The sequence below is a fragment of the Roseibium aggregatum IAM 12614 genome, assembly GCF_000168975.1.
Taxonomy (GTDB): Bacteria; Pseudomonadota; Alphaproteobacteria; order Rhizobiales; family Stappiaceae; genus Roseibium; species Roseibium aggregatum.
In genome coordinates this window covers 58,854-71,755 of the sequence record NZ_AAUW01000021.1, presented here as the reverse complement: position 1 = coordinate 71,755, position 12,902 = coordinate 58,854, and the positions used below count along the sequence as shown (strand labels likewise).

The window sequence follows — 12,902 nt, the reverse complement described above, 5'->3', positions numbered from 1 at the left end:
AAGCGGCGGAACCCGCGGGGAATACCGGCGCCGGCAACAATCGGCGCGGGTCTTTTAACGACAGAGAGGTTTCTGTGATTGACAGGTTGAAGGAACTCTTTCGTGACGAAGCAAATATGAAAATATCTGCTATGCTTGCAAATAGGTCCCAAGTTTTCGCCGAAAAGGTGGAGACTTTTAAGACCGCCTTTCCTAAGGAAAAAGCATGGCCGATATTTGTTTTACTTAAGGCAAATCCTAAGGTAGACGTTGAGGTAATGGTAAAGCTTAGAGCCGCCTTTCCTCACGATCCTTTATCGAAAATATCTTTAGTACTTAAAGATTCTTCCGATGAGGACGTCGATAATATTCTGGAACTCGGGAAGCTCTTTCCTAACGACAAGGCATGGGACATAGCCCGTTACATGAAGTACAATTACTCTCCGAGTCTTCAAGATATTAAGTTGGCTAAAAAAATGCTAAAAGACGCAACGTTTGGCGAAATTGCGCAAATTTACAGATTTTCTAATCCGGACATCCAGAAGATAGCGAGAATTAAAAAAATATTCCCCGACAATAAGGTTGATCATATAGCATGTATACTTCATTTTAACCCAGAATTGACCCTTAAAGACTTATTGATGCTTAAAACGAAAGATAAGATAGCCGTGAGGCAAAGAGATGATGGTACTGAGGAAAAAGACTTGGACGAATTGGTCCAAGACTGGAAGACGTCCGGCAACCGGGCTTCCAAACTGCGCCCGCGGAACCCAGATTGACTGTGAAGTCGCCGGCATGGAGTTCGCCGGCCGTGCCGCGTAAATCCGCCGCGCCGCACACAAGATAAGACCGAGCGCCGGGGGCCGTGACGGCGACTGGAGCTAAAGCCCCCGGCGCAAGCAATGCCTTTTTTCAAGGTGCAGGCACCTGCCGGGCGCGCGGTCGGTGTTGGAGTGGTTTTCCCGGGAAAGGGGGACGCTTCGCGCCAGACTGTGGGAGGCGCCCGTTCTGGGGGGCGCTGGGGTCGGGATCGCCCGGGCGGCTATCCTGAATTTTGCGCGCGGACGTGGTAACTGCTCGAAAAGGGGCGCGCGCATGAGCATCGGCAAGGATCTGTTGGGCCGGCTGGACGGCCGCTCAAATTTCCCGCGCCGGTTCCACACGGCCACTGGAAGACGACAACCTTCGTCGGTGCCTTGCGGTTATCGAGCATTACTGCTCCCATGACACTCGGTGGGACCATGAATGGAGCCGCATTCCTGGCCTATGTCGAGCAAGTCCTGGCTCCGACTCTGAAGCCGGGAGACATCGTTGTCATGGACAACCTACCTGCCCACAAGCCCGCTGCGATCCGCCACGCTATCGAAGGCGCAGGGTTGTTCTTCCTGCCACCCTACAGCCCCGACTTCAATCCGATCGAAATGGCCTTTGCAAAGATCAAGGCCCTCCTCAAGAAAGCAGCCGCCAGAACCGTCGAGGATCTGTGGGATGCGACCGCAACGGCAATCGACGCAGTCACCCCCACAGAAGCGAGAAACTACTTCGTAGCGGCCGAATATGAACCGGAGTAAGTGGGAAATGCTCTAATTGCCGGGCACAGGCATGTTTGTGTCAATTAGGACAAAACCCGGCCAATACAGAAGTCCGCCAGTTCCACGCTCTCGCGCCGAACTGGCGGAAACGCCAAAATCCAGCTTCATCAGTGAGGTGGCTCGGGAAATCGACCGTGATGCGCAAATCATCAACCGGCCCGCTGCGATCCTTTAATCCGCCAGGCATTTGGGGAAAGGGGGACACTACCCCCGCCCGTGAGTGCTGAAGCGTAGTAACTCCTCCTCGGTCAGGTCCGAATGGACAACCTGCTGAGAGCTCACAGCTAGATGACCGCAGTCGGCTCAAACCGGTCGTCGCATGCGCGGAGGTGTCCACACACACAGCTACGGGCCGACTGGGCCTTGTTGCATGCAGTAAATGTCATCAAAGGAGCGATGCCAATTAGTCTATCGACAATAAAGTATCTCCATCATCGGAGAAGTAATCAACACTATCTCTGTCATTGGAGACGGTTTCAAGGCTACTTTTTTCCTTGGCACGGTTTTCAAAATAAATGTATAAAGATTCGGGTTCTCGAGGCTCAACTCCTGTTAAGGAGGTCTTCTTTTGATCTGAAAATCCAAATTCCTCAGTTGCCACCGTGGATGTTGAGCACCTTCTTACACCCATTATGCAAAGGTCCATTTTGTTTTTGGCATCAACTGCAATTTCCAGTTCTTCCGCATCTTGCCTGAAAAAAAGAAATTTTGCGACGTTTTGTGAGACATCAGTGGCTTCTTTTTTAATGCCACAAGGTTTCTTTTGTGTCACAAGACGTTCCTTAATTTTTTTACCCTGCGTTTTTATTGGCAGATCAGTCTGGGAACGTTGGGCGTTAGAGCTTTCAAACTTGCCTTTCAGTCGCGAAACGTGACCGTTATAAACGCTGGGGATTGTAACCAAACGATCTCGAAAACAGGTCTCTCGTCCGTCATTCACAATCCTGTTCTTCGCTTCATTCGAACCATTGAAGAAGCTCAATGCTTCGTTAAATGTCGGATAAGGGATTTCCATTTCTTGCATCGTGCTTGCCTTGTTAGAGCTGCAACTTAGTCTACTGAGCCCCCAAGAGTTTATATACAAACGAAAATTGATGTAGCGCAAGGGATCGACAGTAGTTTGACCGCCCCTGTTGCAGCTTATGATGGTTCTGTCCCGAAATTTTAACCAGCATTTGCATTTGGCGTGCTTCACCGTCTGTTTTCGAATTTGCCCAGGTACACGTTAGCCTCAAATTCGGCCAAGAATCAGAACGATCAGCAAACAGCTTTGGGTGGTCATCGGTTTTTTCGGTAAGGTCGGGTTGCGACCACCAACCTTCCCCAGGTACGACACCCGATGACCAACCCCATGATGGCCCTGCGCGCGCTCGTGGAAAAGATCGCCGATGCTGACCTGCTTCGAGAAAAGATCGGATTTGCGGCGGAGCGGCTTATGGAGCTCGAAGTCGGCGCCAGGACCGGTGCTGATTATGGCGAGAAGAGCACAGACCGTCAGGCGCAGCGCAACGGATACCGTGACCGGGACTGGCAGACCCGTGCGGGCAGCGTTGAGTTGCGCATTCCCCGGCTTCGCACGGGGTCCTACTTCCCGTCTTTCCTTGAGCCGAGGCGATCCGTGGAGAAGGCCCTGACGGCTGTGATCCAGGAGGCCTATGTTCATGGCGTGTCTACGCGATCGATGGACGATCTGGTGCAGGCAATGGGCGGGGCCGGGATCTCGAAAAGCCAGGTCAGCCGTTTGTGCGAAGACATCGATGAACGTGTTGATGCTTTCCTGACCTGACCCATCGAGGGCGACTGGCCCTACCTTTGGATCGACGCCACCTACCTGAAGGTCCGCCAGGGAGGGCGCATCGTGAGCGTCGCAGTCACACTGGCGGTGGGGGTGAACACGGACGGGCGCCGCGAGGTGCTGGGCATGGCGATCGGCACCTCTGAGGCTGAGCCCTTCTGGACCAAGTTTCTGCGAGATCTCATGCGCCGGACACCCGGACCGTGTCTCTCAGTGGCAGGCAACGGTGGATCGAGATCGGGTTGTGGACGGCGGGCGAAGCCGAAAAAACGCACGCGACCAGAAAGCGGAACTTGACTGGCGCGCGCATGACCCCTTGCGACTGTCGCCGCCCGGGCGGCGTCGGTTACGGAGGCCCTCAAAGGCGCGCCAGTACTCTGCCTGGCTTTCCGTTCTGCCACCCGGCGGCAAACCTTTCAGAACTTGGAATGCCATCTCGGACGCGCGTCGCAATTCACGGCACCCGAGCCGGTGCGCGCGGTCCCGGCTTCGCTTCGCCAGAGCGTAGGGCTACATTTCGCGCGACCGATCTTGTACGCGAATAATCGCGAAACTATATGCCTTGGATTGCCTATACTCGAGAATGGCGGTGCGGCGAAAAAATATAATAAATAGCGTTATTCCGGCGGCCACTCTCTCAAGCCTATGATGCGGGGTCGCAACGAACGCCCCAATGGGCTCAAGCAGGAGAGTGACCGCCGGAACTATGCTATGTATAAGCAAGAGAGTTCCGAATGAAAGCCAACATATTATTGCGATTATCTATTATACTGGTAAGTTTTATTCTGGTTTTATGGACGGTATTTGTCGCCTATTACCATATCCAGCAAGGAATTGAAGCAAAAGAGGTCAACCCTACTCCGGAAAGGCTTTCGCTGATCTTGGAAATCCTACGAGAGACTCCCGCGCAAGACAGGGAAAAATTGCTGACCGCCCTTCGCTCCCCGTTCCTGGATCTGGACATTCTACCCAGGCACGCACTTCTGTTTGACGCGCAAGGGCGCTACTATTCGCGTACAAATGTCTACTCGTACTCTGCGGAGCTAGGAAACGGTCTCCTTCATGTCGAAGAAAATCTGCCTTGGGTCAATCCTTTCAGAAACGCGTTTGACTGGCTGGCGGGGGAGGAAAAATCTGCATATCCGTCGAATGCGTTAACTTTCTGGCTGGGCCTCGATGCCCAATACATGCTTGTCGCTCGCTCGCTTGTGCCGATTGTCGTGACCCCATTCGGACTTCCCACCGGAACGGCGGCCGGCATCATCGGCGCGGGGCTCGCGCTCATCACGATACTGATTTTCCATCGGGAAGTATTGCCGCTGAAAAAATTCGCCGCGCTTGTCGAGAAAATCGATCCGGCAGGTGAAACGATCGAATTCCCGAAATTCCGTTCCGCCACATCCGAAATCCGGTCTCTGCGCAACGCCTTCCTGCGCCTGCAGTCGAGGCTCCAGACGCTCACGCGTACGCGCATGGCTTTGATCGGAGGGATACAGCACGACATCCGCAGCTTCGCGACGCGGTTGCGACTGAGGTTGGAGGCGCTCCCTGACGAGCTCGAACGCGAGCGGGCCATCGCCGACATCAACGACATGATAGTCCTTCTGGATGATGCCTTGCTTGCGGCGCAGGCCGGGTTTGGTTCCCTGGACCAGCAAATAGTCGATGTCGATGAGTGGCTGGGCGGCGAAGTGCGGGACTTGCAGTCCGTCGGCTTTCAGGTGCGTCTTGAGAGCAGAACCGAAAGCGAGGCAATTCAGGTCCTGGCAGACCGTGTCGCCCTGAGACGGGTGTTGGTGAACCTCGTAGAAAACGCCATCAAATACGGTGTCAAATGCAGGGTTTCACTCGCCCGGGAGGAGGATTTCGCCGTGATCACCGTAGATGACTGGGGCCCGGGGTTCAACGGCCCGTCAGCGGGCTTGCTGCTCGAACCGTTTGTCCGTGCCGAAATTTCGCGCGCGCGAACGACCGGCGGAGCCGGACTTGGGCTGGCGATAGCCAGCAGCCTGGCGGAAGCCCATGGCGGATCGATAGACCTCGGCAACCATCCCGAAGGCGGGCGCGTCTCTCTCAGGCTCCCGGCATTCGATGAATGAGACCGGGCGGACCGGCTTTTTCGATGAAACGTTCCTGTCCCGCGCCAAACTCGACAAACAGGAAGCTGCCGGATTGGCTTTTCCTGGCCCGCCCGCAGGTGGGCCTGGCTGGCGGGTCGAGCTGTGCGGGGCAGGTCCGGCCCCTGAACATTAAGGGGGCACAGGGGATTGCCAAGTTGTTGACGGGTCTCAGAGCTGGTAGATCGCTGTGATGATGCAGAGTTCCAATTTTCCGCGCTTTAAAGGCTTCTGTTTTCCCAGGTCAATCATTTCCTACGCGGTTTGGTCGGCAGTTCGCGCGATGCATTCGCAGGGACCGGCCCAAGCCCAACAACAAGTGGCACCTTGATGAAGTGGTGATTGTCATTGGCGGTGTTAAATACTGGCTCTGGCGGGCGATTGACATCGCTCGTTTCCTGAAAAGCCGCGGTTAGACTGGACACCCGGAGGGCTGCGGCGTGCGGTGAAGTGGTTGGTTGCTGAGGGAATGGCGGACAAGGACCTGCTCAGGAAATCTCCTCCACGCCCACCGGAAGACCGGTTGATGACGCTTGTAGCCGGCATCCATTCGTCCAACCCTGAGCTCACGTTGCGTGAAATCGCCAGTCAGCTGGAGCGGTTGCACGAGCGTACGCCCCGCGGCGGAACGAAATGGGCGTCTTCTTCCGTCAAGAACCTCATCGACCGGGCAAAGCGAACTGGTTTGCTCGAGGTGGCTTGAGTCCGAGATCGGAACTCCAGCGCAATTTGCCCGGCCAGACTCTGCGGCCGAAGTCTCCGCGCGATTGATTTCAACCGACCGGAAAACTGGCATCGACACTGATCTCCGGTCAGACTTCACCATGGCCTCATACCAGCCCATGCAGGGACTTGTGGAGGTGGAGTTTGCCCTCCCCTGCCCTGTCGATCATTGCGCGGAAATATCCGCCTGGCGAAGCGATGTGCTCGGGATCCCGCAAGGCCTTTTCGGCGACAACCGCAAGACAGGCCGCTGCCAGATATCTGCCTTGCCGCTCGACAGCGAGCTGATATCCGGCCGGACTAAGGCCGATCAGAACGCGCAACTGCTCCGCAGCACCACAAAGGGCCGGCCAACTGTTCAAATTGATCCCGGTTTCAGCCTGAACAGATGAACATGCCGATTGAATGAGGCCAATGGAAACGCCATCCAGGTTGGTTTCGGGTAGTTTGCCTCCCGCTTGCCTTCCCACTTGTGATTTTGGCGGTTGCAGTTCCGTGCGCCCGCCGCGAGGCTCTTTTTCGAGAGCCATTTCAACGGCGGAGCCGTTGTCTTGGGTAGATTTAGTGTCTTGCTCGTTAGAGCAAGTCCGTCTTGAATTACTTTCAAGAGAGTCGGTTTGGGTTGTATTAGATAAAGGGCTGACATCAATGTCATCCGCACATGACATTTTATTCTTTGTTTCCAGCGATTGAACATCATAGAGAGCCAAGATCTGCGTGTAGAGTGTCTCCAGGATCGAAGCCTTTTCCACCACATTCAATCCGTCCTGGTTCACTACAAACTGAGCTCGATCGGCAAAGCCTTGAAATTCCGTAGGCTCCAGTTCGCCCATGTCGGCGATCGCCCGTGAAAACCGCGTGACTGCCCGCCTGGCTTCCTGCTCGGCCCTGAGCCGACGCTGGAACGCATCTGCCTGTGCCTTGAAGGCCTCCAGGTTGAAGCACGCAGGGGTGAAGTCGAGACCGTAGGCCTGCGCCTGATCTCCACTTGAACCGCGATAGATAAAGCGTCGCCCGGTAGGACTGTCCCGATAGGCTAGAACTCCGGCTTCCACGAGCTTCTTCAGACAGCGTGTGACGGTTCGTGTGGTGCGCCGGGTGTATTCTGCTAGCCGCTGATTTGAGATCGCTACCACCGGCCGCTTCCCTGCCTGAAAATCGTCAGTTTGAACGAGGCCTAGGAGGATATCCAGGATGTGATAGGCGGTACCATCGATGCCAAGCGCCGGCGCAACACGTTTCAGAACCAGGGAGATTTCTTTTTTTGTGACCTTCGGCCGGTCCTCTTGGGACGCCAGATGCGCGCTCGCAAGGATCCCGGCAGACACCTTGCGAAAACTCGCAATCTGCTGAGACGAAGACATAAGTCCTCCTTTGCCGGAAGCGCTCAAACGCGACCGGGCACTGAATTTTCAGATGCGAGACAAGCTGGGAGACGCAAGAAATCATGCTCTGCTGCGAGACAGAACTTGCGTTACGCTGCGAGTGATTCTAGAATCAGAGTTGTCAGACCGAGATTATAGGCACTCGTGCTTATCTCAACGAGGACCCGCCCACGTGGCGGGTTCTTTGTTTTTAGCTATCGTATTCGTTCTCCTGTTCCTTGGATATTTGACTGATGAAATCGTCGTATAGACGTTCGATGTGCTGGCTCAGCCATTCCCCAAATTCGCTTTTTGGTTTCGGAAAGTTGAGCTGAAATCCATTGTTGTTCGATTTCGCCGAGCATATGAGTTCCTTGCCAAGACGAACTTCTATGACCTCATTGGCTGCCTGATTTTTCTCTCGAGCATTTCCCCCGAGCGCCTTTATCAAGCGTTCGAACCGTTTGGGTGAATCCAGCGATGCAAAGTCTGCCGCTTGGGACAAGGCTAGTGCGGTCTTCAGTTTTTCCGGGGAAGCATCAATTTTCTCCGCCAGATCCATCCAGCTCGGGCGACCAATTCCGTCTGCGCGGCCAATCGCTCTGATCATCTCCTCCGGAAGGCTGTTAAGCACCTTGAACAAACGAGAGACTTCAGCCTCAGACACGCCGAGAAGCGACGTCATTTCACGCTGTTTGATGCCTGTCGATTTTAGTTGCTGCGCCCACAGTGCTTTCTCAATCCAAGAGAGGTTTTCACGGACGCCATTTTCAATCGTCTGTTCATGGATTAGCTGTGCATCAGTCAAATTGCGCACATATGCACGAAGGAAGACCGTTTCCGGTCGATCGGATTCCGATGCAATTTCTTTTATTGCTCGCCAGCGACGATGACCGTAAGCAAGTTGATAGAAATTGGGTTGCGAAGGATGAGGACGAACCAAAACCGGTAGTTTTTGATTTTCTTTCAGCAGCGAACGCTTCAATTCGTCCTGCTGTTCTCTCGCTTCAGCATCCTCCTCCATCCGATCCCGAAACGGTGAAGGCTCAATGCGGTTGGGATCCAGATTAACAATACTGTCGCCGGCTAGGTCTCGCAGTGCTTTTTCCGCGTTGGCAAGAACCGGCGAGCCTTTTGCCCTTTTGGGCGCAACAGGCAAATGATTTGGCTGATCCGTATGAGCTTGTTCTGCAGCTGAAGTCAGAGTTTTCAGAATTCCCTTCTTCATGATGCCCTACCCCATTGATCGTGAATGAGCCCCAGTATTTCTGCGTTGACGCGATCCACGCTGTCCAGTGCTCTAAGCAAAGGCTCTCTGCCAACTTCGCCGTTTTCAAGCTCATAAAGGGATTTTTTAGCAACGCCTGCGGCCGCTACGGCCGTCGACTCCAGGGCTTCTGCCACCATCACATCGCCGGCAAAAAGCTTCCGCATAACAGACGACATGAATTTCTGCGGTCCATCATTGGGATTCACTCGTGTAAGCAGGACTCTGAAAAACGAATGCTGAAATTTTGCGCCAAACTCTTCCAACACATCAGACAGCTGTGAAATCATCAGCAAAAACTGATTGCAGGACGCAACATCGAGCATGGCCGGGTGAACTGTGACGATCATTCCTGTTGCTGCATACAAAGCCGCCAACGTCGAATATCCCAACGACGGCGGGGTATCGATCACCACCATGTCATAGCTATCTTCAACAGTGCTGATCGCGTTTCGCAAACGGGCGAAAAACAGCCCGAGCTCATCCCGAACACCCTTGTTTAACGCTGACGGAGTATCAAATTCAAAATCCATCAATTCCAAATTTGCTGGAACCAGATGCAGGCCTGGAAAGTAGGTTTCTCTGATGACTTCCGCAAACGGCCTACGATTTGTGTCGTAACGCAATGCAGCGTACGCAGTCTCATCATCGCCAACATCGAACTCGGGCTGAAGCCCGAAAGTGGATGTCATTGAAGCCTGCGGATCCAAATCGATGCAAAGAACTCTATATCCCTGTAATGCGAGATAATGGGCCAGATGGACGCTGGTTGTGGTTTTGCTCGAGCCACCCTTGAAGTTGGCGGCAGCCATTATCTGAAGCTTTTCGGTGCCGCGGCGGTGCGGCAGCAGCGTTAACTCATCATCCGGTCTTTGGGTCGCAAGGTATTCTCGTAACTCCCGAACCTGCTGAAGTGTATAAATTCTGGAACCGTTCTTTGAACGTTCGGGCACAGGACCCTTCCCGTCCAGAGATAGGGTACGTAGTGTGCTCTTCGGAATATTGAGCAACTTTGCCAGATCCTGGGTTGTGAATGTTCGACCAAATTGCTTTCGCGCTTCGGGAGGATATAGTTGCGCCCTCAGATCGTGGAGTTCTGCCGACAACTGAGACGTATAACGAGCTATCCGCTCTGAAGTGTTTTCGATAGCCATCGGTAAAAGTTTACCCCTTGAAGCAACCTGACGCGCCGCGGCGCCAAAACGCCCTCAAGGCGTCAGATAAACGGAATTTGCCGATTCTGCCAAGGCTTTTTTCGTAAACGAAAGTTTAAGACTTTGGCCGACACGGCCGCAATATTCCAGCGATCTACCAAACCAAAGCGCGATCAACAAATTGGAAACGCAGATAAATTTTTGTTGCAAATGAATTTTCTCAGATTCATCGGTCCAATTGACCTTGTTGCATTAATCGGGTTTCGTGCCTACCTGCTCGGCGTTCCTTGCTTCTGAAGTTTTGTGAATGCCGTTCAAACACCACGCATCTCGTCGCCACAAGTTTGCGAAATCCATGCATCGTGTAACGAACTGTCCCGAGTATACGGAAAGCCTGCGACGGCGTAGGGACATCACGGTCTGGGTTGATGAAAGCGTGGCGCATCACTGGGGCGTTACGCACACCGGCAAGCGTGGTCGGTCGGGGTAATACACTGATCTTGCCGTCACGGTTTGCCCGGAGATCCGGACCGTTTTCCATTTGGCCCTGCGGCAAACCCAAGGGTTTCTTCGTTCGGTGTTCCAGCTGATAAAGCTGGAACTGTCCGTTCCTGACTTTTTCACACTCTCGCGCCGAGCCGGCGGGCTTGAGCCTTTGCCGCGGGAACGATCCGAGGCGCCCGGGTTCCCTTGAGCTTGTGGTGAACAGCACCGGCCTGAAGGTCTTTGGGGCCGGAGAATGGCAGGAAACCAAACACGGCAAGGCGTCCAGGCGCCGCTCGTGGCGCAAGCTCCACTTGGGGCTGGATCTGGAGACAGGTCAGATCGAATGCAGTGAACTGACGACAGACGACATCGGCGATCCGTCGGCCGTGCCGGGTCTTTTGGACCAGACTGAAGAACCCGTGCGCCGCTTTCTTGCAGATGGTGCCTATGATGGCACCGCCACTGGGAACGAAATCACGCAGCGCTTTGCCGATGTGGAGATCATCATCCGGCCGCCGAAGACGGCTGTTGCCGGCCCTGAGGCCGAGATCAACCCCACCGCGCGGGATCTGGATGTTCTGGCGATCAAGGCCCATGGCCGCATGGCCTGGCAAAAGAGCACCGGATATGACCAGTAAGCGCGAGTGGAAACGCAGATGGGCCGCTGGAAGTCGGTCATCGGGGAAAGGCTGAAATCAAGTACCCCGGACAATCAGAGAACCGAGAGCCGGATCGGCGTCTCGGTCCTCAACAAGATGACTTCCCTCGGACACCCTACGTTCGAGCGTGTCTCATGATGCCAAAATTCTGGGGACCCTGGCGTTCCAGCATCAGGTGAATACGACTGTAGCCGAAGCGTCGGCGCTCTTCGGCAACCTTCTTCATGGCTTCACGTAGATCGGCATCATCAGATCGAAGACTTCGATACCGAACACTCGACCGGTCAACTGCCAAGACCGCACACGCCCGACGCTGGCTCACGCCATTCGCCGTGCGTGCGCGGTGATCCGGTTTGATCCGACGACCTATCGCTACAAGTCCCGTCGATCCGGCCAGGCCGCTTTGGAACAGCGTATCAGGGAGATTTGCCAGACGCGCGTCCGGTTCGGATATGTGCCGGCGCTTGATCCGCGCTTCAGCTATCGGGGCGACGATGTCGTGAGAACCCTGGAAACTGTCTGCACGCGGATTGGCTATCTGGCCTGCTGCCGGTTTTTCGGACACCGAGTTAAGCTAATCCCACCTTGTTTTCAAATTCCATCGGGCTGAGGTAGCCTAGGGTCGAGTGACGCCGCTTGGGATTGTAGAACCGCTCGATGTAATCGAACACGTCGGCCCGGGCGTCGTCTCGGGTTCTGTAGACCTTGCGTGCCGTCCTTTCCGTTTTCAGGGATGAGAAGAAGCTTTCCATCGCGGCATTGTCCCAGACATTCCCAGACCGGCTCATTGAGCAGGTGATGCCGTGGTCGGCCATGAGGCGCTTGAACTGTTCGCTGGTGTATTGGCTTCCCTGATGCGAGTGATGCAGCAGCGCATCCGGCTTGCCTCTGCGCCAGATGGCCATGATCAGCGCATCGGTCACGAGTTGGGAGGTCATGCTGCTGTTCATCGACCAACCAACGATACGGCGAGAGAACAGATCGATGACGGCGGCCACATAAAGCCAGCCCTCAGCCGTCCAAAGATAGGTAAAATCGGCCGCCTACTTCTGGTTCGGTCTGTCTGCCGCGAACTGACGATCCAGAATATTCGGCATAACAGCTGCCCGCTCACCACTATCTTTTGGCAAGCCACGCCGTCTCGGCCTTGCTCTCAATGCATTGCCGCGCATGAGCCGTTCGACACGAGCAAACCACAGGAAAGCCCTTCGGCAAGGAGGTCATGCCAGACACGCCGGGCGCCGTAGGTGCGGTCGCTGTCCTTGAAGCTGCCTTTGATCTTGTCGAGCAGAACCTCGTCATACCGGGCATGTTGGCTTGGAGAGCGATTTAACCAGGCATGGAAGCCGGAACGCGATACACCCAGCGCTTCGCAGAGCCATGCCACCGGCCAGATGGAACGGTGCTTTGCAATGAACGCGAACTTCATATCACGTCCTTGGCAAAGTAGGCGGCGGCCTTTTTTAGGAGGTCACGCTCCGCCTTCAGTTTGGCTACTTCCTTGCGCAGTCTCGCGATTTCGAGCTGCTCGGGCTTCATCTGCCCGTGGCCAGGAAAAGCCTGCGCCGGGTCAGAACCATAGTCCTTCACCCATTTGCGCAGCACATTCTCATGGACATCCAGATCGCGGGCTGCTTGCGCTACGCTGACGTCGCGCTCCCGCACCAATTTAACCGCCTCAAGTTTGAATTCGCGGCTGAACTTCCGTCGTTGCATTCATGAGCTCCAGTTTCATTGCAAACACCTTAACTCGGTGTCCATGAAAC

8 protein-coding genes and 6 pseudogenes are annotated in these 12,902 nt (G+C 54.7%); 9 read left to right on the top strand and 5 right to left on the bottom strand.

Going from position 1 to position 12,902, the window contains the following annotated elements; translation table 11 throughout:
* The first annotated feature begins 74 nt into the window (after window positions 1–74).
* On the top strand, window positions 75–758 hold the full coding sequence (locus SIAM614_RS24400) for a hypothetical protein (RefSeq protein ID WP_006938652.1): 684 nt from the start codon (window positions 75–77) through the stop codon (window positions 756–758).
* A 333-nt stretch (window positions 759–1,091) separates the two neighbouring features.
* Window positions 1,092–1,550 (top strand): annotated as a pseudogene (locus SIAM614_RS24395) (IS630 family transposase); the annotation flags it as partial.
* 424 nt (window positions 1,551–1,974) lie between these two features.
* On the opposite strand, the gene SIAM614_RS24390 reads toward SIAM614_RS24395, so the two are convergent.
* Window positions 1,975–2,595, bottom strand: coding sequence for a hypothetical protein (locus SIAM614_RS24390; RefSeq protein WP_006938650.1), 621 nt, complete (start codon window positions 2,593–2,595; stop codon window positions 1,975–1,977).
* A 315-nt stretch (window positions 2,596–2,910) separates the two neighbouring features.
* Between SIAM614_RS24390 and SIAM614_RS24385 the strand changes: the two are divergent.
* The 4 genes and pseudogenes from SIAM614_RS24385 to SIAM614_RS31380 form a co-directional block, all read left to right on the top strand.
* Window positions 2,911–3,558 (top strand): annotated as a pseudogene (locus tag SIAM614_RS24385) (IS256 family transposase); the annotation flags it as partial.
* A gap of 542 nt (window positions 3,559–4,100) precedes the next feature.
* The gene (locus SIAM614_RS24380) at window positions 4,101–5,465 is read left to right on the top strand and encodes a sensor histidine kinase (protein ID WP_040441013.1); all 1,365 of its coding nucleotides are present in this window, start codon (window positions 4,101–4,103) and stop codon (window positions 5,463–5,465) included.
* Between the two features lie 211 nt (window positions 5,466–5,676).
* Window positions 5,677–5,869: pseudogene (locus tag SIAM614_RS32570) on the top strand (IS6 family transposase); the annotation flags it as partial.
* Window positions 5,867–6,186 (top strand): annotated as a pseudogene (locus SIAM614_RS31380) (recombinase family protein); the annotation flags it as partial. The pseudogenes SIAM614_RS32570 and SIAM614_RS31380, both read left to right, overlap by 3 nt.
* A gap of 127 nt (window positions 6,187–6,313) precedes the next feature.
* On the opposite strand, the gene repC reads toward SIAM614_RS31380, so the two are convergent.
* From repC to repA, 3 genes are all read right to left on the bottom strand, one after another.
* On the bottom strand, window positions 6,314–7,570 hold the full coding sequence (repC, locus tag SIAM614_RS24375) for a plasmid replication protein RepC (RefSeq protein WP_006938639.1): 1,257 nt from the start codon (window positions 7,568–7,570) through the stop codon (window positions 6,314–6,316).
* Between the two features lie 211 nt (window positions 7,571–7,781).
* The gene (repB, locus tag SIAM614_RS24370) at window positions 7,782–8,798 is read right to left on the bottom strand and encodes a plasmid partitioning protein RepB (RefSeq protein WP_006938637.1); all 1,017 of its coding nucleotides are present in this window, start codon (window positions 8,796–8,798) and stop codon (window positions 7,782–7,784) included.
* A complete protein-coding gene (gene repA, locus SIAM614_RS24365; protein ID WP_006938633.1) occupies window positions 8,795–9,991 on the bottom strand; it encodes a plasmid partitioning protein RepA in 1,197 nt (398 codons plus the stop codon). Before repA ends, repB begins: the two co-directional genes overlap by 4 nt.
* Window positions 9,992–10,532: 541 nt before the next feature.
* Here repA and SIAM614_RS33085 point away from each other — a divergent pair.
* The 3 genes and pseudogenes from SIAM614_RS33085 to SIAM614_RS31375 form a co-directional block, all read left to right on the top strand.
* On the top strand, window positions 10,533–10,685 hold the full coding sequence (locus tag SIAM614_RS33085; protein ID WP_229598010.1) for a transposase: 153 nt from the start codon (window positions 10,533–10,535) through the stop codon (window positions 10,683–10,685).
* Window positions 10,686–10,692: 7 nt separating this feature from the next.
* Entirely contained in the window at window positions 10,693–11,115 is a 423-nt protein-coding gene (locus SIAM614_RS33080; protein ID WP_229598009.1) for a transposase, read from the top strand.
* Between the two features lie 337 nt (window positions 11,116–11,452).
* Window positions 11,453–11,674, top strand: a pseudogene (locus SIAM614_RS31375) (hypothetical protein); the annotation flags it as partial.
* 31 nt (window positions 11,675–11,705) lie between these two features.
* Here SIAM614_RS31375 and SIAM614_RS24350 read toward each other — a convergent pair.
* Window positions 11,706–12,852: pseudogene (locus SIAM614_RS24350) on the bottom strand (IS3 family transposase).
* Window positions 12,853–12,902: the final 50 nt, after the last annotated feature.

What these genes read in the sequence shown, in the direction of transcription:
- SIAM614_RS24390 (WP_006938650.1), bottom strand. Translation starts at nt 2,595, where the DNA reads ATGCAAGAAATGGAAATCCCTTATCCGACATTTAACGAAGCATTGAGC.
- SIAM614_RS24380 (WP_040441013.1), top strand. Translation starts at nt 4,101, where the DNA reads ATGAAAGCCAACATATTATTGCGATTATCTATTATACTGGTAAGTTTT.
- repC (WP_006938639.1), bottom strand. Translation starts at nt 7,570, where the DNA reads ATGTCTTCGTCTCAGCAGATTGCGAGTTTTCGCAAGGTGTCTGCCGGG.
- repB (WP_006938637.1), bottom strand. Translation starts at nt 8,798, where the DNA reads ATGAAGAAGGGAATTCTGAAAACTCTGACTTCAGCTGCAGAACAAGCT.
- repA (WP_006938633.1), bottom strand. Translation starts at nt 9,991, where the DNA reads ATGGCTATCGAAAACACTTCAGAGCGGATAGCTCGTTATACGTCTCAG.